The organism is Thermodesulfovibrio sp. Kuro-1 (assembly GCF_006538445.1).
GTDB lineage: Bacteria > Nitrospirota > Thermodesulfovibrionia > Thermodesulfovibrionales > Thermodesulfovibrionaceae > Thermodesulfovibrio > Thermodesulfovibrio yellowstonii.
The window spans coordinates 54318-76824 of record NZ_BJKS01000002.1 but is presented as its reverse complement, the minus strand read 5'-3'; the positions used below and the strand labels follow the sequence as shown (position 1 = coordinate 76824).

The window sequence follows — 22507 nt, the reverse complement described above, 5'->3', positions numbered from 1 at the left end:
AACATTAAAAAATGAGATTATGGAAAGCCGTAGGCATTGTTTTTCTCATTTATTTTCTATTTTTAACCCTTTATGTAACAATAGAACTCACAAAACCTATAAACATTTCAGAGGATACAGAAGTTTATATTCCAAAGGGTGCAAGTTTTTCATACATAGCAAAAATTTTTAAAGAAAAGGGCATTATAAGGAATGAAACAGTTTTTATAATTATAGGAAGAATTTATGGAATTGAAAGAAAAGCACGAGCCGGGTATTATCTGTTCAAAAAAGAGATGACAGTTCTTGATGTTATTAAAAAACTGCTTGAAGGCAAGATAACAGAATATACAGTTACAATTATTGAGGGTGATAGTTTATATGAGATTGCTAATAAATTAGGAAGTATAAATTCTGATTTTAAAAATCAACTATTTACACTTGCCTATGATAGAGATTTTCTTAATTCTTTAAAAATAGAAGCTCCCTCTTTAGAAGGATATCTTTTCCCAGATACTTACAATATTCCCAAAGGCTTAGAGCTTGAAGAGATTGTAAAACTGATGGTAAAGAGATTCTGGGAAGTTTATGATTCAAAATTAATAGAGAAAACAAAAAAAATTGGATGGACAATAAATGAGGTGGTTACACTTGCCTCAATAATTGAAAAGGAAGCGAAGTTAGATGAAGAAAAACCTTTAATTTCAGCAGTTTATCATAACAGATTAAAAATTGGCATGCCTCTTCAGGCAGATCCAACAGCAATTTATGGTATTAAAAGATACAAAGATGGAGTTACAAAAAAGGATCTTAAAAACAAGTCTCCGTATAATACTTATCTGGTAAAAGGACTTCCACCCGGACCTATTGCATCACCTGGATTAAAATCAATTTTAGCGGCACTTTCTCCTGCTAAGGTTTCATATCTTTATTTTGTTTCTCGTGGAGATGGAAGTCATGAGTTTTCAGTTGATTATAAAAAACATGTATCAGTTATAAATCAACTAAAAGGAAACAAACTTGATTAAAAGAAGGCAAACAAGAAGAATTTATGTTGGTGGTGTTTCTATCGGAGATGGAGCTCCAGTCCGTGTTCAATCAATGACAAAAACAGATACAAGAAATATTAAGGCGACTATAAGACAGATAAAACAGCTTGAACTTGCAGGTTGTGAAATAGTAAGAGTTGCAGTTCCTGATATTACTGCTGCAAAGGTTTTGGGAGAAATAAAAAAAAGAATAAAGATTCCGATGATTGCAGACATACATTTTAATTATAAGCTTGCTCTTGAGGCAATCAAGCAGGGAGTTGATGGGTTAAGAATAAATCCTGGCAATATAGGAGCTAAATGGAAAGTAAGAGAAGTCATTACTGCTGCAAAGGATAGGAAAATACCAATAAGAATAGGAGTTAATGCAGGTTCTCTACCAAAAGATTTAATGGAAAAATATAGGCATCCAACTCATGAAGCAATGGTTGAAGCAGCAGAAAGACATATTGAGATTCTTGAAGAACTTGATTTTCATGATATTAAAGTTTCGCTGAAAGCATCAGATGTAATGAAAACAGTTGAAGCATACAGACTTTTTAGTAGCAAACATGATTATCCTCTTCATATTGGAATTACAGAAACAGGTCCTGTGCCTGAAGGTGTTGTGAAGAGTTCTATTGGTATAGGTTTGCTTCTTCTTGAAGGTATTGGTGATACAATAAGAGTCTCTCTAACAGATTCTCCAGTGGTTGAAGTTAATGTTGCATATGAGATATTGAGAGTAACAGGCTTTAGAGAAAAGGGAGTTGAGATAATAAGTTGCCCAACCTGTGGAAGATGTGAGGTTAATATAAAGAAAATGGTAAAGCAGGTTAAAAATGCACTTAGAAATGTAAAAGAACCTATCAAGGTAGCTGTCATGGGGTGTTCGGTAAATGGTCCTGGAGAGGCTAAAGAGGCAGATTTCGGAATTGCTGGAGGAAAAGGTCAAGGCATAGTTTTTGTAAAAGGCAAAATTTTAAAAACTGTAAAAGAAACTGAACTTGTGAATGCTTTAATTGAAGAGATTAGGAAATAACCGTTACTTGCTAAAAATATGTTTTTCAGGATAAAATTAAACATTAAACTTTAACGGAGGAGAAGATGAAAGAGAAAATTCATCCTGAATACAAAGAAGCAAAGGTTGTATGTGCCTGTGGTGAAACATTTGTTACGCGTTCAACAAAGCCTGTAATTAAGGTGGATATTTGTTCTAAATGCCATCCATTTTATACAGGAAAACAGAAAATTGTTGACACAGAGGGTAGAGTAGAGAAGTTCATGAAGAAATACAGTAAAAAATAGATATAGAAGTTTTGTATAGGGGTTAGAACTGAATTTTCCTTTTTCTAACCCCTTTTTATTTTGGAATATAAGGAGCATCAATATATGAAAAAAGATATTGCAATAGGTGGGCAGGCTGTAATAGAAGGTGTAATGATGAAATCTCAAAAAGGATGGGCTGTTGCCGTAAGAAATCCTGATGGTGAAATTACATTAAAGGTAGAAAAGTTTAAAAAACAAAGCCGTCTCTCAAAGATACCAATAATAAGAGGTTTTTTTATCCTTCTTGAAACTTTGTGGCTTGGTATGAAAGCAATAGATTTCAGCAGTAAAGTTGTATTCAAAGAAGAAAAGTCAAGTCCATGGAGTCTTGCTTTATCATTATTCATGGCATTTTTAATTGGAATCTTGCTTTTTATTGTTTTACCTCTTTATCTGACGAAGCTCTCAGGTTATTTCCTTGAGATGGTATCTACAAATTCGTTTATTTTTAATTTTGTGGACGGTCTTTTAAGAGTTTTTATATTTATAGGTTATGTATTTGCAATAAGTATGTGGTCGCAGATGAGAAGAATTTTTGCCTACCATGGTGCTGAACATAAAACAATAAATGCTTTTGAATCAGGAGAGTCCTTAATTGCTGAAAATATAGGAAACTATTCAAGAGTGCATGTAAGGTGCGGGACAAGCTTTATATTTATTGTTCTTGTAATAAGCATACTTGTATTTTCAATGATTCCTTATTCATGGAGTTTTGTTTTAAAGGCTGCTTCAAGAGTTATACTTTTACCCTTAATTGCAGGAATATCTTATGAAATACTGAAACTTTCTGCAAAATGGCAGGATAATATAGCAACAAAACTTTTTATATTTCCAGGGTTGATTTTCCAGAAAATAACTACAAAAGAACCAGATACTGCACAGATAGAAGTTGCCTGTGAAGCTTTGAAGGCTGTATTAAGTTTATCTGAAAAGGAGGAAAAGGTAAATGCTTGAAAAATTAATGGAAGTGGAAAACAAATATGAAAAAATAACTCAAACACTTTCTGACCCGAAAGTGTTTTCAAATAAAGATGAGTATATGAAATATTCCAGAGAACAGGCAGAACTTGAGCCTATTGTTACAAAATTTAGAGAATATAAAAGAATTCTTAAGCAAATAGAAGAAGCTGAAGAGATGATTAAAAGCGGTGATCCTGATCTGAAAGAACTTGCTGAAGAAGAGTTACAACAACTTAAAAAAATAAAACCTCAGATTGAGCAGGAACTCAAAGTTCTACTTTTACCAAAAGACCCAAGAGATGAAAAAAATGTAATTCTTGAAATAAGAGCAGGGACAGGTGGTGAAGAAGCAGCACTTTTTGCAGCAAATTTATTCAGAATGTATGCAAAATATGCTGAATCAAAAGGATGGAAGGTAGAAATTATTGATTCTCACCCTACAGGATTGGGAGGATTTAAGGAAATAATTGCTACAATTTCTGGTAAAGGTGCTTTCAGTAAGCTAAAATACGAAAGCGGTGTGCATCGGGTTCAGAGAATTCCTGTAACAGAAGCATCAGGTAGAATTCATACATCTACTGCAACAGTAGCTGTGCTGCCAGAAGCAGAAGAAGTTGATATAAAAATTGATGAGAAAGACCTCAGAATAGACACTTTTTGTTCTTCAGGTCCTGGCGGGCAGTCTGTAAATACAGCTTATTCAGCAGTAAGAATTGTTCATATTCCAACAGGAATAATTGTTCAATGTCAGGATGAACGGTCACAGATTAAAAATAGAGAAAAGGCTATGAAGGTTTTGAGAGCTCGTTTACTTGAGATAGAGAGGCAAAAAAAAGAAGCAGAAAGAGCTGCTGAAAGAAAAGGGCAGGTTGGCACAGGTGAAAGAAGCGAAAGAATAAGAACTTATAATTTTCCTCAGAATAGAGTGACTGACCATAGAATAGGATTGACGCTTTATAAGCTTGAACAGGTTTTAAATGGAAATATTGATGAAATAATTGATGCATTAATTTCATATTATCAAGCGGAAAAACTTAAAGAAATGTGAAAGCTCTTGATAAAATAAGAGAAATTGTCAATGAATTTTCTTTTAATATCAGAGAAGCACAAGAAATTATCTGCCATGTTCTAAAAATTGACAAAATACAACTTTATACTGAAAATCCTGAAATAACTTCTGAACAGGCGCATACCATAAAATCTCTCATAGAAAGAAGATTAAAAAAAGAACCTCTTCAGTATATTCTTGGAGAATGCTATTTTTACAATATTAAAATAAAAGTTGGCAGAGGAGTATTAATTCCAAGACCTGAGACAGAGATACTGGTTGAACAGGTTCTTGAGAGAATGAAATTAATTATCAATACAGGAAATAGAATACTTGATTTATGTACAGGCTCAGGATGCATTGCATTGGCTATCGGTAAAAATGCTCCAGAATTTCAAATTTTTGGTATTGATAAATCAGAAAAAGCAGTTAAGTATGCAACAGAAAATAAAGCATTGAACAATATAAAAAATGTTATTTTTCTCGTTGGTGACATGTTTAATCCTTTTAAAGAAAAAATATTTGCTTGTATTACTGCAAATCCTCCCTATGTGAAAACAGATGAAATTTCTAAATTGCAGCCTGAGATTAAAAATTATGAACCTTTGGAAGCACTGAATGGAGGAGAAGATGGACTTAATTTTTATAGAAAGATTATAGAAAATGCAGAGAAATATCTTCTAAATAGTGGCTTAATTTTTTTAGAAATCGGGCAAGGACAGGCTAAGGCAGTTCAAAATATAGCATTAATGTCTGGTTTTAATGTAATTGAAGTGGTTAAAGACATTGCAGGAATTGATAGAGTTATGATATTACAAAAGAGCAAAAGTCTATAATAAAAAATGAAATGTAAAAAGTATGGCTATCCCTTATGTTTTATTCTTTACATTTTGCTGTTTATATTTATTTTACTTACAGCTCCTGCTTATGCTCAGGAAAATATAATCAATTCTGTTCCTTTTTTCCCTTCAGAGGATTTTCAATGCGGTCCGGCATCCTTAGCCATGATTTTGAATTTTTTAGGGATGAAAATAACTGTAGAGGAAATAGCAAAGGAAATTTACAGCAAAGGTGCGCAGGGAACAGCTGATTTTGATATGATTATGTTTGTTCAAAAAAAAGGTTTTAAATCTAAATATTATAGTGGGAGTCTTGAAGATATAAAGGAAAAAATAAAGGCGAATAAGCCTCTGATTGTAATGACAGATGAGGGATACTGGTTTTACAAAAAGTATCACTTTATGGTAGTTGTAGGATTTGATAGCGAGTCTGTTATAGTAAATTCAGGGACAAAAATGCACGAGAAAATTAACATGGAAGATTTTAAGAAAAAATGGAGCAAAACAGGCTTTTGGACACTTTTAATAGAGAAATAAGGAGGGACATAAGCATGCCCAAAGTTTTAGCAATAGTTCTTGCAGGTGGAAAGGGTGAAAGATTGTTCCCTTTAACATCATTTAGGTCAAAGCCTTCTGTTCCTTTTGGTGCGAGATATAGAATAGTTGATTTTGTTTTAAGTAATCTTGTTAATTCTCAGATTTACTCAATTTATCTTCTTGTTCAGTATAAATCTCAGTCACTTATTGAACATATAAGGCAAAATTGGTTTTTCTCATCTGTTGGAAGTGATCACTTTGTAACAGTTGTTCCACCCCAAATGCGAATGGGACCTGAATGGTTTCAGGGAACAGCAGATGCAGTGTTTCAAAATATTGGATTAATTAAAGAACACAATCCTGATATTGTTTTAATTTTTGGTGCAGATCATATTTATAGAATGGATATAAGACAGATGATAAAATTCCATATTGAAAACAATTCACAGGTTACTGTAGCTGCAAGACCTGTTGCTTTAAAGCATGCTTCATCATTTGGAGTAATCATTACAGATCCAGACCACAGAATAGCAGGTTTTCAGGAGAAACCTAAAGACCCTATACCCATGCCTGATAATCCAGATATGGCTTATGTCTCAATGGGCAATTATATATTCAATGCTGATATTTTAATTGATGCTTTAGTGCGTGCTGAGAAGAAAAAACAGCATGATTTTGGTGCTCATGTAATACCTGACCTTGTGGGAAGGAAATGCAAGGTTTATGCCTATGATTTTGCTAAAAATGAGATTCCAGGAATTAAATCCTACGAAGAACGTGGTTACTGGCGAGATGTAGGGACAATAAGTGCATATTTTGATGCTCACATGGATATGCTTGGAGAAAAACCAATTTTTGAAATTTACAATAAGATGTGGCCTATTCATCCTGCCAGATATGAAGGTCCGCCTGTAAAAATTCTTGATGGAGAGATAAAGAATAGTATTATTGCTGAAGGAGCATTGATATATGGAGGTAAAATAGAAAATTCTTTTATAAGAAGTGGTAGCATAATAGAAAAAGATGTAGAAATAAAAGATTCTCTTATTATGGATGATGTTATTATAAAAAGAAATAGTAAGCTTTACAGAGTTATAGTTGATAAAAAAAATGTTGTTTATGAAGGGGAAAAAATTGGATTTTCAGCAGAACAAGACCGTTTTAGATGTCATATAGACTCTTCAGGGATATGTATTCTTCCAAGAGCAGCAAGATATAATGATTGGATTAAAGAAATTAACCATGCTTAGAAATTTTTTGATTTGTATTTTTTTACTATTTTTTTGTGTTTCCGAACATGCTCAAGCACAGGAAAAGAAAAAGATTTTAATCCTTAATTCTTATCATCAGGGACTAAGCTGGACAGACAACATAGTTAAAGGTATCAAAGAATCATTGAAGGCTATGGAAAATAGTATTGACTATTATATTGAGTATATGGATACTAAGCGTTTTTATGGAGACAAATATTTTGAAAAAATTTTCAATCTTATGAAGCAGAAATATAGTGGAATTAAATTTGACCTGATAATTGTTTCAGATAATGATGCCTTATTGTTTACAATGAAGCATTATCAAAGATTATTTTACGAAATACCTGTTATTTTCTGTGGAATTAATAATTTTAACGATAGTTTGATAGAAAAATACAGAAAATGGTTTACAGGAGTGGCAGAGGAAACAGATGTAAGAGGCACACTTGATATAGCACTCAAGCTTCATCCTAATACACAAAGAGTTTATATTATCAATGATATAACAACAACAGGGCTTGCAATGAAAAAAGGACTCTTAGAGATATTCCCGGAATTTTCAACTAAAATAAGTTTCATTATGCTTGAGAATCCAGATATGAAAGAATTGCAGAAAGAGGTTGAGAAAATTCCTCCAAAGAGTATTATTCTCCTTTTGCTTGTAAATAGAGACAAAACTGGCAATTTCTTCGCTTATGAGGAAAGCCTTGATTTACTTTATCCGCATACTAATTCTCCCATATACAGTGTATGGGATTTTTATCTTGGCAGAGGCATTATTGGAGGGAAATTAACAAGTGCATTTTTGCAGGGCAAAAAAGCAGGGGAGCTTGCTTTACAGGTTTTACAGGGCAAATCTCCTTCTGAGATTCCTGTTGTTAAAGAAAGCCCTAATGAATACATGTTTGATTATAATGAACTCAAAAGATTTAATGTTTCTTTAAATAGACTTCCTAAGGAAAGCAGAATTATAAATCTTCCTGAAAGCTTTTTTGTTAAGTATAGAAAAACATTAACAATGATTACACTGATTTTCATTGGTTTATCTCTGGTAATAGTTATTCTCACAATAAATATATCAAAAAGAAAGAAAATAGAAGAAGAATTAAGAATATCAGAAGAAAAATACAGGGATCTCTATGACAATGCGCCTGATATGTATCATTCTGTTGATAAAAATGGAATTATTATTGAATGTAACGAAACAGAAGCAAAAATGTTAGGATATAAAAAAGAAGAAATAATTGGCAAACCAATAACTTATTTCATGACTGAAGAATCAAAGAAAGCTCAAGCAGAATTTTTCCCAAATATAGAAAAATACAGTTTTATTCAAGTTGAAAGAGATTTTATAAGAAAAGATGGTTCAGTGTTTACAGCATCTTTAAATGTTTATGTTGAGGTAGATGAAAAGGGAAATTTTGTTAAAACAAAAACAATAGGAAGAGATATTACATACAGAAAACAGATTGAGGAAGAACTTAGAAAATCAAGAGAAGCATTAAGAAAACTCTCAGTATATTTACAGAACATAAGAGAAAACGAAAGAAAAGAGATTGCTAAAGAAATTCATGATGAATTAGGACAGTCTCTTACCGCACTAAAACTATCTTTATCGTGGATTAAAAAACGTGTTGAAGATGAATTTTTAAATAAAAAATTTGATGAAACACTGACCATAGTAAATGCTCTGATAAAACAGGTTCAGAATATATCAAATAGGCTACGTCCATCTCTTATTGACTATTTAACTCTTGAAGATGCTATAATGTGGCAGGTTAAAGAATTTGAAAGAAACACTTCTATAGTATGCAATGTTGATATTGCAGAACATGGAATTAAATTATCAAAAAATGTATCTTTAACTCTTTTTAGAATATTCCAGGAAGCACTTACAAATATAGCAAGACATGCAAATGCAACAGAAGTAGATATTAAAATGTTCAGGTCTGAGGCGAGCATTTTATTAATTATTAAGGATAATGGGACAGGAATATCAGACGAAAAAATTAAAAGTCCTGAATCATTTGGTTTAATGGCAATGAGAGAGAGAGCTTATTCTATAAATGCAACTCTTGATATACATAGAAGCTATGAAGGAGGAACTGAGATAATTATTTCAGTTCCTGTAAGAAACAATGACTAAGAGACTGAAAGTTTTAATTGTTGATGATCACACTCTTTTCAGGAAGGGATTAAAAGAGATTCTTCTTGATACTCCTTATATTAAAGAATGTAAGGAGGCAAAAAGCGGATATGAAGCAATTGATATCCTTTCAAAAGAAAGTTTTGATATAGTGTTTCTTGACATTGCTATGTCTGATATAAATGGTATAGAGACCCTAAAAAAAATCAAAATTTTATACCCTGAAACAAAAATACTAATGCTCAGCATGTATCCCGAAGAGCAGTATGCTATAAGATCATTAAAATGTGGGGCTTCAGGCTATCTAACAAAATCTGCAGATCCTGAAGAACTTTTAAAAGCTGTTGATAAAATAATCAAGGGTGGTAAATATTTACCACATACTTTTTCAGAGAAATTACTTCATTATATTGATAAATCTGAAGATATTCCTCCTCATGAAAAGCTCTCAGAGAGAGAATTTCAGGTTTTTTTGATGATAGCAAAAGGGAAAAGTCTTATTGAGATTTCTAAGGAGCTTTCAATAAGTATTAAAACAGTAAGCACCTATAGAGCAAGGATTCTTGAAAAACTTGGACTTGAAAACAATGCTGAAATTATAAACTATGCTATTAAGCATGGTCTGATAGTTTAGATATAACAAAAAAACCTACAAATACGAAAATAAATAAGCCTATTATAAAACTTATCCACCCAAAGTTTTTGTATACAATTCCAGGTAAATAAGAACCAAGAACACCACCTGAGTAATAAAAAGCTATATATGCTCCATTTATAAGACTTTTCTGTGTTGTTGCAATTTTATTTAAATAACCAGAAGCAACTGAATGGACAAGAAACATTCCAGAACAAAAACCGAACATTGTAATAAATATTAGCAATAAATTAGGTAAACTAAATATTAAAAGAAAAAAACCATAGGTAGCAAAACCAAGAAGCATTGTTTTTCTTTCATTTCCAATCCATTTTATAATTTTTGTTGCGATAAAGGACATAAATATTCCAGTGATGTAACCTGAATAAATAAATCCTATAATCATTTCGCTGCTTTCTCTATCAATGCTTTTTATTCTAAAGGGTAAAAAGTTTGTTATCCCTGAAAAAACAAAAAAAAGGCAGAAAATTGCAATATAAATATAAAAATTTGTTTTATTCATAAAAATAAGCTTAAAATTTTTAAAACTAAAATAGCCTGTTTGTTTTATTTTTGATAACTTTACATCTTCCATAAAATAATAAACAATGGGAAGAACCAGAAGAAGACTTACTGACATTATCTGAAAACAAGTTCTCCAACCAAAATAATTGGCTATAATGCTGCCAATGACTCTTCCAAGAAGTCCTCCAATTGTGGTAAAAGCGATATAATAGGACATAAAAAATTGAATTCTTTCCTTTACAGATTTTAATGCAATATAAGAGGTATTGGAAGTAAGAATTGCTGATATCAAAAAACCTTCTACAAATCTGAGAAATATAACTAAATAAAGATTTACTGCCATAGATATTAAAAATACAGTCAACGAATGTATTAATGCAGCTATAAGAATCATCTTCTTGGGAGATAAAAAATTGAGCAGAATTCCTGAAATTACAGGAATAAATGTAAGGGGAATGAATGTAGCACTCATAATAAGAGATATCGTGTCCATCTCAACGTTAAAAGAATGTCCCAATAAAGGTAAAAGGGGTTGAGGCATATGTAATGCTGAAATTGTAAGTATGGTTGTATAGATTATAGCGATGAAATCCTTAATTGGCATAAATCAAGAATTATCCTTTTTAAAATTTTCCCTCTTTTATTCCTTCATTGCAGTTTGAAGGAATCTATTCCCTTTGGCTCAAGACAGTAAAAAGGAGTTTTACAATGTTATTTTTACTAATTTGTCAAATATGTGGATTGTATCAACAAACCTTATAATCCTCTGATGTGACTCAATTACAATTGAGTGAGTTCTTGCACCACCGCCAAAAAATCTAACACCATTAAGAAGATCCCCTTTAGTCACGCCTGTTGCAACAAAAATTATATTATCAGCTGGAACAAGATCATCAAGAGTGTAAACCTTGTCTTCACTTATATCCATTCCGTAATCAATGGCTCTTTTCTTTTCTTCCTCATTTCTCCAACGCATTCTTGCCTGCATCTCTCCACCAAGACTTTTAACTGCTGCTGCTGATAAAACTCCTTCAGGTGCGCCTCCAATTCCCATGAGGGCATGAATTCCTGTGCCTTCAACAGTTGCTGCAATAGCTGGTGTAATATCACCATCTGAGATAAGTTTTATTCTTGCGCCCGCTGCACGAATTTCTCTAATCAGATTTTCATGACGTGGCCTGTCAAGCACGACTACAACAAGGTTATCTATGTCTCTTCCGAGCGCTTTTGCGAGAGCTTCAAGATTTTCTTTAACAGATTTTCTTATGTCAACCATTCCTTTTGCCTGCGGTCTTACAACTAATTTTTCCATATAAGTATCAGGACAGTAAAGAAGTCCATTTCTGTCAGTTACAGCCATGACTGTAAGGGCATTGGGCATTCCAGTAGCACAAAGATTTGTTCCTTCAAGAGGATCAACTGCTATATCAACCTCAGGACCTGTTCCATCTCCAACTTCTTCACCTATGTAAAGCATAGGAGCTTCGTCTCTTTCTCCTTCACCAATGACAATTCTGCCTTTGATTGGTAAATCATTTAATGCTTTACGCATGGCAGTTACAGCAGCCTGGTCTGCTTCTTTACGATTTCCCTTACCCATAAGTCTTGCTGACTCAATTGCTGCTAATTCACAAACTCTTAAAATTGCTGGAGTTAAATTACTGTCCATTTTTTTTAGCCTCCTAAGATTTTTTTGAGGTAATTGTACTAAATTGTGAAATCACTTTTTTTACATTCTCTGAACCACACTTGGGGCAGGTTATTTTGGATTTTTCCATCTCCATTACAGTCATTTTGACTGTAAAAGTTTTGCCACAATTCATGCACTTAAATTCATAAATTGGCATAACCCACCTCCTGAGTTTGTTCCAAATCTGCCAAAGGCAGGTTCGGAATTTTCCCTTCAGCTTTGCCGCAGGGAGAAGTATAAATCTATATAATATTATTTTATCTTTAAGTTTTATTCTCGTCTATAAGTATCTCAATAAGAATTTCTATAGGACTTGTGCCATTTTTATCAGCGATTTCTCTGAGTGTATCCATTTCTTTCGCATTTATTCCCTTGTTTTTCAGTTTAGCTAATGCTTTCTGAAGGTCAATTTTATTTTCTGCGCAGATTTGCTTTAAAGTTTTCTTACCAAGACCTTTCCCTTCAAACTCTTTAATTATTTCATCTCTTGTCCATTTTGAGGTTTTAGTCTGTTTTGTCTCACTTTTTTCCAGTGGTTTTGAGTCAACTGACGTGATTTTCCCTTCAAGAGGCTTTAAAATCTCATAAATCTGAAGGGGGCTCAGCCTGTTATTTTTAGCTATTAGTCCTATACTTTCCTTTGTGGAGTTAATTTTTATTCCTTTTTGAGTTAAGGCTATGGTTGCCTGCTTGAGGTCTATATTTCTTCTTTTAGAGAACTCTTCAAGGGATAGCAACTCTGCATGTCCAAATGGTGGTTCATATTCTGGGGACTTTATCCATGCATTTTTAAGATAATCAGAAAGGTCTAACAGGAAGTTGAAGGGAGGAAAGGGTTTCAGTGAGCCAATAAAACTCAAAATTACAATCGCGCAAACAACAGTAAGTTCTTTTCTAAGATTCAAGGTTTTTTTAGCTTTGCTGTAAATATAATTTATGAGCACATTCCAGTTATAGTAGACGTGAAAAAAAGCAGTGAGTATGAAAACAATACAGAAAATAATATGCATATTTGTCCAGTCTGTCTTTGTGAGACCTAAAAACTTCCAGTTTATCCAGTAAGCAATTCTTCCCTGTGGTGTAAAATAAAGAATAATACCTGAAATAAAGGCAAACAAAAATGAAAAAGCAGTAAGTAGACTTACAAATCCTCTAAAATTAATAGATTTTTTCATGTTGAACTCCTTTGATTGCCAATTGGTTTTGATTTGTGTCAATTTCAAATAAGGTTAAGTCTTTAGCTTTCTGAGAAGATAACATATTGATATTCTTGAGTTTTATTTCATTTTTTTCAATATCCAAATTATCTTTTGGTAATAAAAAAGCTTCTTTAAGCTTATCCCAATCCTTATCTCTGATAGTTACAACTCTGTTAAGAAATATACTTATATAAATTCCATTGATCATGGTGACCTGTGTCTCTTTTAATTTTTTATGTGCAATTTCAATATATTTTTCATCAATATCTATGCTGATAAATCTTCTGCCAAGTCTCTTTGCCGCAATTGCAGTTGTCCCTGTGCCTACGAATGGATCAAGAATAACATCTCCTTCATCACTGGTCATTAAGAGAAGTCTTTCAATAAGATGGACTGGTAACTGACATGGATGTTTGTCTCTTCTTTTTCTATGCCTTATTCTATGAATATCTGTCCATACATCAGAAACAAGAGGGCCAAATTGATGCATCTGAGCTTTCTTACCTCCGTAATCCTGCAAAATATACTTGCACTTTCTACATCTTTTATGGAGCATTCTTATATCGTAAAATTTGAATTTATCAGATTTAACATAATATAAAATTCCGTAATGGTTTGGTAAAAGAGTTTTACCACGGGGAGACCCCATTGCATCCCATGCTATCCAGTGTCTAAAAATGGCTATTTCATTGAGATAAGAACCAAAATATATCAACCATTTCGGGATATTATGCACAAAAATAGAACCTGTTGGTTTTGTAATTCTTACCATCTCATAAAGCCATTCTTTACACCATGAAAGATACACCTCTACATCATGCTCATCATAGTAGCTATTGTATTTCTTTTTTGAATTGAAAGGCGGGTCTGCAAAGGTAACATCAACGCTGTTGTCAGGGATTTTTCTCATTATCTCCAGACAGTCGCCAAAAATGATTTTATTTAAAAGACTTTTTGAAAAATTTTTATTTTGCATTATTAGAAACTTTTTTCTTCTAAGTAATTATTTCGTCCATTCTTTCAGTTTTTTTACAATTTTTAGATCCTCTTGTTCTTCCCGCCATTCTCTTATTATTTTATTTATGCTTTTTTCTAATTCTTCCGCTGACATTTCTTCTGGTTTATTACATGATACACCATTTGAGCTAAAAAATTCGTAAATTTTAAATAAAGGATTTTTTTGTCTAAATTCAATTACAGTAATACCTTGATTTTTTGCTTCGTCTTTCATCATTTCTGTTAATTTATCTGTTAAAAATAGATTGACATTTCTCGAAAAAGCTTCATCTCCAATTTCTGGATTACCGATTCCGAGTAATTTTAATTCAACAGTCAAAGCTTCATTTTTATCATTGAGCACGATTGCATCTATTTCTCTGTTTTTGACTAATCCTTTTTTCTTCATTTCCTCATTTGTTAATATATATCTTTCATCGGGTATATTTATCATTTTAAATATGACGAATAATAAGCCTTTTTCAGTTTTCTTCCCTACTTCGCTCCAAGCTCCTCCTTGAATTGTTAATTTCATAGCTGAAATGATGTTCATAAAAAATAAACTTTCAATGTAATCTAGACTAATCTTTTCTTTGTCTTTTTCTATATTGATTATCATTTGATATAAATCTTCAGAATTCTCAAATTCTTCTAATAATAATTGTAAGGCTTTAATATTTTTCTTGCCTAAATCTAAGCATACTCTTTTTGCTGATGTTCCTCCTGTCATATTTTTTACAGTTTTATCATTAAGTCCGCCAAACCATAATAGCTTGAATTTATTATTCTTCCCTTGTTTTTTATAGGTATCATCCAGGAGTTTTTCAAGCCAATTATTGCCTTTTCTTTTATATTCAAATATTTCTGAAATTAACTTTTGTGCTTTATCAAGAAATCTTTTATTTATTGTTGCTAATACATACGTTCTATAATCCTGTCCTGTAAGAACTGAATGGACTATTTTACCTATTAATTCTTTCATTACTCTTTGATCCTTATATCTTCTGGGATTTTTTCTATTGCCTCTGATATTTTATCAATATTTTTTAATAATCTCTCATTTGAAGGTTTTTTACCTCTGGTAGAAGTTCCAGGATTATTTTTTATTTGTTCTTTAAAATGTAACATTAATTCTTTCACTATTTGAGAAACAAAGTTATCATCATTTGCAAATATATGGGTTTCCTCTTTTTTTTGCATTACTACAATATACTCTTCATCAATTTTACCAATATCTGCACTGGTATATTTTCTCGTTTTATCAATGTTTCTAAAAATCGTTTTTATTGGGATAAATCCGATTTTTTTAGCCATTTCTGTAAAGAACTTATGGCTTTCAATTAATTCATATTCCAAACTTGAATTTCCTACAACAATTACACAAAATTTATCTCTCTTTAAAACCCTATTCATTTCTATCATTGATCGGAGCATATCTCCTAAGTATTCAGACAATAATCTAAATCTATTATTTATAAAATGGGAATGCCCCCCTATTTCATGTTTTCTGAAAAGATCAAAATCCATACCAAGCCATAACATATTGTACATGTGAACTCTATAATAATCTAAAGCATTAACATAAGGTGGAGATGTTATGATTAAATCTATTGAATTATTTTCTATTGATAAATTTCTTGCATCACCACAAATAACTTTGACATCGGGAGGGTCTTTAATAACTTTAGACATCTGGCTAAGAATCTGCTGCATAGATTTTATTTTTTTAATAAATAATTCATCCACATTAATACCGTTTCCGTTCTCTACCAATGACCAAATTGTTGATGACAGAGCAATTCTTCCTAAGTCAAACAAGTCATAATACCCTTCTTCTTTAATTTCTATTAGAGTCTCTCTTATAATTTCTAATTTTGAAATTATGGTTTTATTAAAAATCTTACTTACTTTTCTATTGGGAAGACCATTAATTGTTCTATCTATGTTTCTATAATCTAAATCTAAATATTTTTTCATTTTTATTAACTTTTCATTAAGATATTTAAATTCATCCTTTTTAATTAAAGTTGTTTTAACTTTCGCTATCAGAGCAGCAAGCGGATTCAGGTCGTTTCCAATAGAATTTCTATCGTTTAAAAAAGCCTCTACCAATGTAGTACCACAACCGCACATAGGATCCAAAACTCTTTCTCTTTCTTTTGTAAAAAGTTTTATAAAAGTTAAAGGAATCTGAGGTATAAAACGAGCAGGATAGGGATGAAAAGTGTGAGTTAGATATTGAGTTGAAAAACTCTTAAAGTCCCAATCAATGTTCTCTAAAATTTCTAAGGCTTCGTCAGAAGAATACTTTTTTTTATTTATTAAATCCAAATAATTCTGCTCATTTGAAAAACTCTCTAAAATCAATTGATTTGAATTTTTAAAAAGCATTTTCCTATCAATCTTCAAACTACTCCCCTCTCCTTCATACTAAAATATTTTCCACTACCTATGATTACATGGTCAAGGATGGGGATTTCAAGGATTTCTGAGGCTTTTTTGAGTTTTTTTGTTATCTCTATGTCCTGCTCACTGGGCGTTGGGTCTCCGCTTGGATGATTGTGTATAAGAATTACTGCATAGGCTGATTCTTTTACTGCATCTTTAAATACTTCTCTTGGATGAATTAATGATTGATTGAGAGTTCCTTCGGAGACTTTTACTTCCCTGATCAGTCTTAACTTTGTATCAAGTAAGAGGGTTATAAATACTTCCTTTTTTAATCCATTAAGTTTCGGAAAGAAATAGTTATAAACAATTTCAGCAGAGTTAAAAAACTGTTCCTGAGATTTTTCACACAGTGCTCTTTTACCAAGTTCAAAGGATGCTTTAATTTGGGCTATTTTGGCAATGCCAAGTCCTTTAAAAGATTTAAGTTCACTTATAGATGCTTCCTCAAGACCCCTTAGACCACGAAAATTTTGCAGAAGTTCAATTGCTGTATCAATAACAGTTTTTCCATTTGAGCCTGTTCGTAAAACTATGGCAAGTAACTGAGCGTCACTTAAAGCTTCCGCTCCATGTTTGATAAGCCTTTCTCTCGGTCTTTCAGTCTCTGGCCATTCTCTGACAGAGTTCATTTTATTCCTGCGCCAGCATTTACCTCTCTATCAATGGTTAGTATTGATATTTTCCCATCCTCCCCTGTTGCTGCAAGAAGCATACCTTGAGATTCTACTCCCATAAGCTTTGCTGGCTTAAGGTTGCTTAAAACCACAATTGACCTGCCTATGAGTTCCTCTGGTGAGTATTGCTCTCCAATCCCTGCAACTATCTGTCTTTCCTCTCCGATGTCAACAATAAGCTTTATTAGTTTCTTTGAACCTTTAACTCTTTCTGCTTGAAGCACCTTTCCAACCTTGAGCTTAATTTTCATAAAATCTTCAATGCTTATAAGGTCTTCCACCTTTGCCTCCTCTCTTTTTTCCACTTTCATCTGTTCTTCGGTCTTAATCTCTATTTTTGGGAAAAGTTGTTCAATTTTTTCTGTCTTTGCCTCTTTTATATCAAGTTCCCATTTAAGCATTTTATAATCAATAATGTAATCCCTTAGTCCAAGTGCATACCATATTTTATTTGTTGTTTCAGGCATAAAGGGATAGAGAAAGACTGTAATTATTCTGATAGCATTCCATATATTGAAAAGTATCAAAGGAAGTCTTTCAGGTTCTTCTTTTAATACTTTCCAGGGTTCTGTTTTTGCAATATAGTTGTTTGTTAAAGAGATTGCCTGCCATATTTTTTCAAGAATAATGTTAAATTTGAATTCATCCCATAATGTTTCATTATTAATTTCCTCAATTAATGACTTAAAGGAAGATAAAAATTCATTGTCAGAGTAGAGATTTCGCGTGGCTTCGCTCCTCGGAATGATAGAGTTTATTTTTACAGCACCTTTCATATACTTTTCATTCATTACAAGAAATCTGTTAAGTAAATTCCCAAAATCATTGGCAAGGTCATTGTTAATTCTTCTAATCAGAGCTTCTTCTGAAAAATCACCATCAAGTCCAAAGGATACTTCTCTAAAAAGAAAATATCTGAAGGCATCTACGCCATATTTTTTTATGACCTCAGAGGGATTTACAACATTTCCAAGAGATTTTGACATCTTTTTACCTTTTACTGTCCACCATCCATGGGCAAAGATGTTTCTTGGAAGTGGAAGTTCAAGTGCCATAAGCATTGTAGACCAGTAAACAGCATGAGTTGTAAGAATATCTTTGCCAATAAGATGATGGTCTGGGGGCCACCACTCTACATTTTCTGGAGCGAGATATTTCAAAGCTGAATAGTAGTTAACAAGAGCATCAAACCATACATATGTAGTATAGTTTTCATCAAATGGCAGAATTATTCCCCACTCAAGCCTGTGTTTTGGACGGGAAATACATAGATCACCAAGAGTCCTATTTTTAAGAAAACCTAAAACCTCATTTTTTCTTGTTTCAGGAAGAATATAGGAGGGATTTTTTTCAATGTGCTCAATAAGTGCTTGTTGATACTTTGACATGAGAAAAAAGTAGTTTTCCTCTTCAATAAATTCCACATCTCTTCCACAGTCTGGGCATTTCCCTTCTACTAAATCCTTTTCTGTCCAGAATCTCTCACAGGGGGTGCAGTACATTCCAGAGTATTTTCTTTTTACAATCTCTCCTTTATCATAAAGCCTCTGAAGGATTTCCTGAACAATCCTTTTGTGTTCTTCATCAGTAGTTCTTATAAAAGCGTCATTGCTTATATTTAGTCCCTTCCATAATGTCTTGAAATTTTCAACCATAATATCAGCATGTTCCTTAGGAGTTTTACCTTTTTGCAATGCAGCTCTTTCTACTTTCTGCCCATGCTCATCTGTTCCTGTAAGAAAAAAGACTTTTCTACCTTTAAGTCTCATATACCGTGCCAGTATGTCTGCTGCTATTGTAGTGTAGGCATGTCCAATATGAGGGATATCGTTTACATAGTAAATCGGTGTGGTGATATAAAATCCTTTATTTTGATTCATCTTTTCCTCCAGAAGTCTCCTCTGTTGGCTCTTCATCAGTTTCTTTTATGATAAAAGATAACTTTTTAAATTCAGGTTCTTTTTCTTCTTGTGTAATGATTTCTTCATCCTGAATTATTTCTTCTATTTCGCCGTAATATTCATGCCTTAGACAGCATTTTAACCTTCCGCAAACACCTGAGAGTTTTGATACATTAAGCACCATTTCCTGATCTTTAGCCATTTTTAGAGAGATTGGTTTAAAAAAGCTAACAAAGGTCTTGCAGCATATTTCCCTTCCGCAAACACCTATTCCACCGAGAAATTTTGCTTCATCTCTAACCCCTATCTGTCGCATTTCTATTCTTGTTTTGAATTTTGCTGCGAGGTCTTTAACCAGTTCTCTAAAGTCTATCCTTCCTTCTGCAGTAAAGTAAAAAATTATTCTTTTTCTATCAAGAGCAGATTCAACAACTAAAAGTTTCATGGGTAGCTTTCTCTCACTTATTTTTTCAAGACAAAAATCCCATGCATCTTTTTCCAGAGAGATGTTTTTTTCAAATGTTTCCATATCTTCTTGAGTTGCTTTTCTGATTACAGGTTTGAAAGAATTTTCATTGTCAGAGGATACTTTTACAACATAACCTAAGGTCAATCCAAAATCACCTTCTACAACAACAAAATCACCTTTTTTTAATTCCATCTCCAGATTATTCAAGTAACGGTAGACTTTGCCAAATGGTCTAATTCTTACATATACAACGTTATTCATTAAAAGTCTCCTTATTGTTCTAAGTTGATGATTTCCTGTTTTCTGAAGAAGTTATTAGGTTATTGATACAGGAAACCAGATAGTTCCATAGTATTGATTTATTTAAATTTAAATCAATGTTTCTTTTAATGTTTTGTACCTCCTCATATAGATTGAAAATTTCTTGCACAGATATATTTTCTTTTAGTTTAAAATCTAAAGGTAAAATCAGGCAACAATCTGAAGAAACTTTGTTTATAAGCTTAATAAGAGAGTCTCTAAGAAAAATACATAAAAAATCTATCCACCACTTAATTTCTTCGTTGTCTTTCCAGATAGCTTTTTTATTATTTTCTTTAATGTTTTTTAATGTAGCACTAAACCATTGAATATCTTTTAGTATATCCCTTGACATAAAAAGTCCAGGCTTTCCCATAATAATTCTGAAGAAGGATTCCTGTTGCATATCGGGTATAATTTTTTTTATTGCATCAATTGAAAGCGGTGTAAAATAGACTTTAAAGCATCTTGAAATCAATGGTTCGGGTAAATTATGAATATTTTCACAGATAAGAATTATTGTGGTCATGAAAGGCGGTTCTTCAACTGTCTTAAGAAATGCATTTGCTGCTGCATTGTTCATTTTATGTGCTTCTTTTATAATAACAACCTTGTACTTCCCTTCAAGAGGTTTTAAAGAAACAAACTCTTCAACTTCTCTTATAGTATTTACTGTGATTACGTCTTTTTCAGGAGCTATTATTTTAATATCAGGATGTAACCTTTGCTCAATTTTTTTACATGAGTCGCAACTATCGCAGGAGTCTTCATTTTCAGAATTCAAACAATTTAATGCCTTTGCATAGGCAATGGCTGTTGATGTCTTTCCAATATAGGCATCTCCTAAAAATAATAAGGCATTTGGAATTTTCTTTGTTCTTAATGTTCCTTTGAGCAGTTTTATAGCTTTTTCCTGAGATATAATTTTATTAAAGCCCATGTGATAGTATTGATTTAACTTTTCTATATATGTCTTCAGCTATTTTATCTATGGATTCAGTGGCGTCTAAAACAAAAAATCTTTTTTTATATAATTCTACAAGCTTAAGATATCCTTGCCTTACTTTTTCATGGAAAGCTAAGTTTTCCATCTCAAATCTATCTTTTTTATTAATCTTCTGATTTCTTTTAAGTCCAATATTTGCTGGACAGTCAAGCAATACTGTTAAATCTGGCATGAATTCGTCAAGAACTATTTTGTTCAATTGTTTAATCAAATCAATTGATATACCTCTTGCATATCCTTGATAAACCAAAGTTGAGTCTGTAAACCTATCACATATCACAATAAAACCAGATTCAATGCATGGTTTTATTTTCTCCTCAATATGTTGGACTCTGTCTGCAAAATAAAGAAGAAGTTCACATAATGGATTTATTTTAATTTCTGAATTAAGAAGTATTTTTCTGATATGCCTTCCAGCTTCTGTATCTCCGGGTTCATATGTATATAAAACCTTCAATCCTTCTTTTTTAAGTTTTTCAGCAAGTAACTTTCCCTGTGTGGTTTTCCCAGAGCCCTCTATGCCTTCAAAAGTTATAAATATTCCTTTATTCATTTGTTAGTTTGATTTTTAATTTTTTAAGAAGTTTACAAACTCTTTCAGAGCTTAAGATATCAAGAGACCCCATCCCACAGGATGGAGTAATAATTGAGTTTTGAGTAATTGAAGGCAGGATTTTTGATATTTCCTCAATTTTTCTTACTGCCTGCTCAACTATTTCTTCATCGCTAAGAGCATTCAAATCATCGGTTGTTGGAATAAATCCCCATGCAATATAACCATTTTTAGTGATGAATTCTGCAATCTCATCTCTGTAAATTTTGAAAAAATCAAAAAAGGAAAATGCATCAAAACTCAGAACATCTATATCAATAGATAAAATTTCCTTCCAGTCAGTTCTTCCACAACAGTGAATTCCTACTCTAACACCCAGGGACTTAATAAAAGAAACAAGTTCCTTTATTAATCTTATTGCTTCAGACTGTTCAACAGAGATATATGCAGAAGTGCCAACTGCCTGAAGTATTGGTTCATCAATAAAAATAACGATTTTTTCAGCAAAATTTTTCAGAAAATCAATCTGCCATTTAGCTTTTGCTTTAAGATGCATGAGGGCAAGTTCTCTAAGAGTCTCATCAAAATAAATAATTTTACCTTCCTCATCTTTGAGAGAAAGAGTGAATGTTACAGGTCCTGTGATCTGTCCTTTAAAGATTTTTAATTTTTTACCATTTATTAGTTCTGCCATTCTGTAGAGTCCTATCGCATATTCTTTGCTTATAGGGGAAAATATATCTTCGTGATAGTTACTTAACCATTCAGTAATAAGTTCTTCATCTCTTTTGATGTAAACTTTACCCGAACTAAGAGTTATTCCTGGCAAACCCTCACAAAACTGTGTAATCATCTGTTCATTTTGAGAATATTTAGGCATTTGAGGCCAAAAGGGAATATCAAAATATTTTAAAATAAGTTCACAAGCAGACAAAACTTCAGTATGGGGCATGCTTCCTATGCCAGTTGTGCTAAATGGTTCAAACACTG

At 32.4% G+C, this 22507-nt stretch carries 23 protein-coding genes; 10 read left to right on the top strand and 13 right to left on the bottom strand.

Annotated elements, in window-relative coordinates:
* Positions 1-11 precede the first annotated feature (11 nt).
* The 10 genes from mltG (at position 12) to FLY87_RS02535 (ending at position 9753) form a co-directional block, all read left to right on the top strand.
* On the top strand, positions 12-1007 hold the full coding sequence (mltG, locus tag FLY87_RS02580) for an endolytic transglycosylase MltG (protein WP_012545006.1): 996 nt from the start codon (positions 12-14) through the stop codon (positions 1005-1007).
* On the top strand, positions 1000-2049 hold the full coding sequence (ispG, locus tag FLY87_RS02575) for a flavodoxin-dependent (E)-4-hydroxy-3-methylbut-2-enyl-diphosphate synthase (RefSeq protein ID WP_141266239.1): 1050 nt from the start codon (positions 1000-1002) through the stop codon (positions 2047-2049). The genes mltG and ispG overlap by 8 nt, the downstream gene beginning before the upstream one ends.
* A 65-nt stretch (positions 2050-2114) precedes the next feature.
* Positions 2115-2315, top strand: a complete 201-nt coding sequence (gene rpmE, locus FLY87_RS02570) for a 50S ribosomal protein L31 (RefSeq protein ID WP_012545159.1) — start codon at positions 2115-2117, stop codon at positions 2313-2315.
* Between the two features lie 84 nt (positions 2316-2399).
* Positions 2400-3290 carry a DUF1385 domain-containing protein gene (locus tag FLY87_RS02565; protein WP_141266238.1) on the top strand — a complete coding sequence of 297 codons (891 nt, stop codon included), beginning with the start codon at positions 2400-2402 and terminating at the stop codon, positions 3288-3290.
* On the top strand, positions 3283-4344 hold the full coding sequence (gene prfA / locus FLY87_RS02560; RefSeq protein ID WP_012545879.1) for a peptide chain release factor 1: 1062 nt from the start codon (positions 3283-3285) through the stop codon (positions 4342-4344). The genes FLY87_RS02565 and prfA overlap by 8 nt, the downstream gene beginning before the upstream one ends.
* Positions 4341-5180, top strand: a complete 840-nt coding sequence (gene prmC, locus FLY87_RS02555; RefSeq protein ID WP_141266237.1) for a peptide chain release factor N(5)-glutamine methyltransferase — start codon at positions 4341-4343, stop codon at positions 5178-5180. The genes prfA and prmC overlap by 4 nt, the downstream gene beginning before the upstream one ends.
* Before the next feature lie 6 nt (positions 5181-5186).
* On the top strand, positions 5187-5720 hold the full coding sequence (locus FLY87_RS02550; RefSeq protein ID WP_012545498.1) for a C39 family peptidase: 534 nt from the start codon (positions 5187-5189) through the stop codon (positions 5718-5720).
* 14 nt (positions 5721-5734) lie between these two features.
* Positions 5735-6970 carry a glucose-1-phosphate adenylyltransferase gene (glgC, locus tag FLY87_RS02545; protein WP_141266236.1) on the top strand — a complete coding sequence of 412 codons (1236 nt, stop codon included), beginning with the start codon at positions 5735-5737 and terminating at the stop codon, positions 6968-6970.
* Positions 6939-9119: an ABC transporter substrate binding protein gene (locus tag FLY87_RS02540; protein ID WP_141266235.1), complete on the top strand. Its 2181-nt coding sequence runs from the start codon at positions 6939-6941 to the stop codon at positions 9117-9119. Before glgC ends, FLY87_RS02540 begins: the two co-directional genes overlap by 32 nt.
* Positions 9112-9753 carry a response regulator transcription factor gene (locus tag FLY87_RS02535; protein WP_012546220.1) on the top strand — a complete coding sequence of 214 codons (642 nt, stop codon included), beginning with the start codon at positions 9112-9114 and terminating at the stop codon, positions 9751-9753. Before FLY87_RS02540 ends, FLY87_RS02535 begins: the two co-directional genes overlap by 8 nt.
* On the opposite strand, the gene FLY87_RS02530 is transcribed toward FLY87_RS02535, so the two are convergent.
* The 13 genes from FLY87_RS02530 to FLY87_RS02470 all read right to left on the bottom strand — a co-directional run bounded on the left by FLY87_RS02530 (position 9731) and on the right by FLY87_RS02470 (position 22505).
* Positions 9731-10882 carry an MFS transporter gene (locus FLY87_RS02530; RefSeq protein WP_012545276.1) on the bottom strand — a complete coding sequence of 384 codons (1152 nt, stop codon included), beginning with the start codon at positions 10880-10882 and terminating at the stop codon, positions 9731-9733. The two genes, FLY87_RS02535 and FLY87_RS02530, sit on opposite strands and share 23 nt — an antisense overlap.
* A gap of 99 nt (positions 10883-10981) precedes the next feature.
* Positions 10982-11947 carry a class II fructose-bisphosphatase gene (glpX, locus tag FLY87_RS02525; RefSeq protein ID WP_141266234.1) on the bottom strand — a complete coding sequence of 322 codons (966 nt, stop codon included), beginning with the start codon at positions 11945-11947 and terminating at the stop codon, positions 10982-10984.
* A gap of 13 nt (positions 11948-11960) precedes the next feature.
* On the bottom strand, positions 11961-12125 hold the full coding sequence (locus FLY87_RS02520; protein WP_021013190.1) for a zinc ribbon domain-containing protein: 165 nt from the start codon (positions 12123-12125) through the stop codon (positions 11961-11963).
* 106 nt (positions 12126-12231) lie between these two features.
* Entirely contained in the window at positions 12232-13143 is a 912-nt protein-coding gene (locus FLY87_RS02515) for a DUF4405 domain-containing protein (RefSeq protein ID WP_028842262.1), read from the bottom strand.
* Positions 13127-14077: a site-specific DNA-methyltransferase gene (locus tag FLY87_RS02510; RefSeq protein ID WP_239639278.1), complete on the bottom strand. Its 951-nt coding sequence runs from the start codon at positions 14075-14077 to the stop codon at positions 13127-13129. Before FLY87_RS02510 ends, FLY87_RS02515 begins: the two co-directional genes overlap by 17 nt.
* A 93-nt stretch (positions 14078-14170) precedes the next feature.
* Positions 14171-15145: a CfrBI family restriction endonuclease gene (locus FLY87_RS02505; protein WP_012546529.1), complete on the bottom strand. Its 975-nt coding sequence runs from the start codon at positions 15143-15145 to the stop codon at positions 14171-14173.
* Positions 15145-16572: a DNA methyltransferase C1 gene (locus FLY87_RS02500; RefSeq protein WP_012545124.1), complete on the bottom strand. Its 1428-nt coding sequence runs from the start codon at positions 16570-16572 to the stop codon at positions 15145-15147. The genes FLY87_RS02505 and FLY87_RS02500 overlap by 1 nt, the downstream gene beginning before the upstream one ends.
* On the bottom strand, positions 16569-17243 hold the full coding sequence (gene radC / locus FLY87_RS02495) for a DNA repair protein RadC (RefSeq protein ID WP_012545736.1): 675 nt from the start codon (positions 17241-17243) through the stop codon (positions 16569-16571). The genes FLY87_RS02500 and radC overlap by 4 nt, the downstream gene beginning before the upstream one ends.
* Positions 17240-19168: a methionine--tRNA ligase gene (gene metG / locus FLY87_RS02490; RefSeq protein ID WP_141266233.1), complete on the bottom strand. Its 1929-nt coding sequence runs from the start codon at positions 19166-19168 to the stop codon at positions 17240-17242. The genes radC and metG overlap by 4 nt, the downstream gene beginning before the upstream one ends.
* Positions 19155-19919: a regulatory iron-sulfur-containing complex subunit RicT gene (locus FLY87_RS02485; protein ID WP_012546016.1), complete on the bottom strand. Its 765-nt coding sequence runs from the start codon at positions 19917-19919 to the stop codon at positions 19155-19157. The genes metG and FLY87_RS02485 overlap by 14 nt, the downstream gene beginning before the upstream one ends.
* A gap of 19 nt (positions 19920-19938) precedes the next feature.
* A complete protein-coding gene (gene holB / locus FLY87_RS02480; RefSeq protein ID WP_012545713.1) occupies positions 19939-20898 on the bottom strand; it encodes a DNA polymerase III subunit delta' in 960 nt (319 codons plus the stop codon).
* A complete protein-coding gene (gene tmk / locus FLY87_RS02475; RefSeq protein ID WP_141266232.1) occupies positions 20888-21517 on the bottom strand; it encodes a dTMP kinase in 630 nt (209 codons plus the stop codon). The genes holB and tmk overlap by 11 nt, the downstream gene beginning before the upstream one ends.
* Positions 21510-22505, bottom strand: coding sequence for a hypothetical protein (locus FLY87_RS02470; RefSeq protein WP_141266231.1), 996 nt, complete (start codon positions 22503-22505; stop codon positions 21510-21512). Before FLY87_RS02470 ends, tmk begins: the two co-directional genes overlap by 8 nt.
* Positions 22506-22507 lie beyond the last annotated feature (2 nt).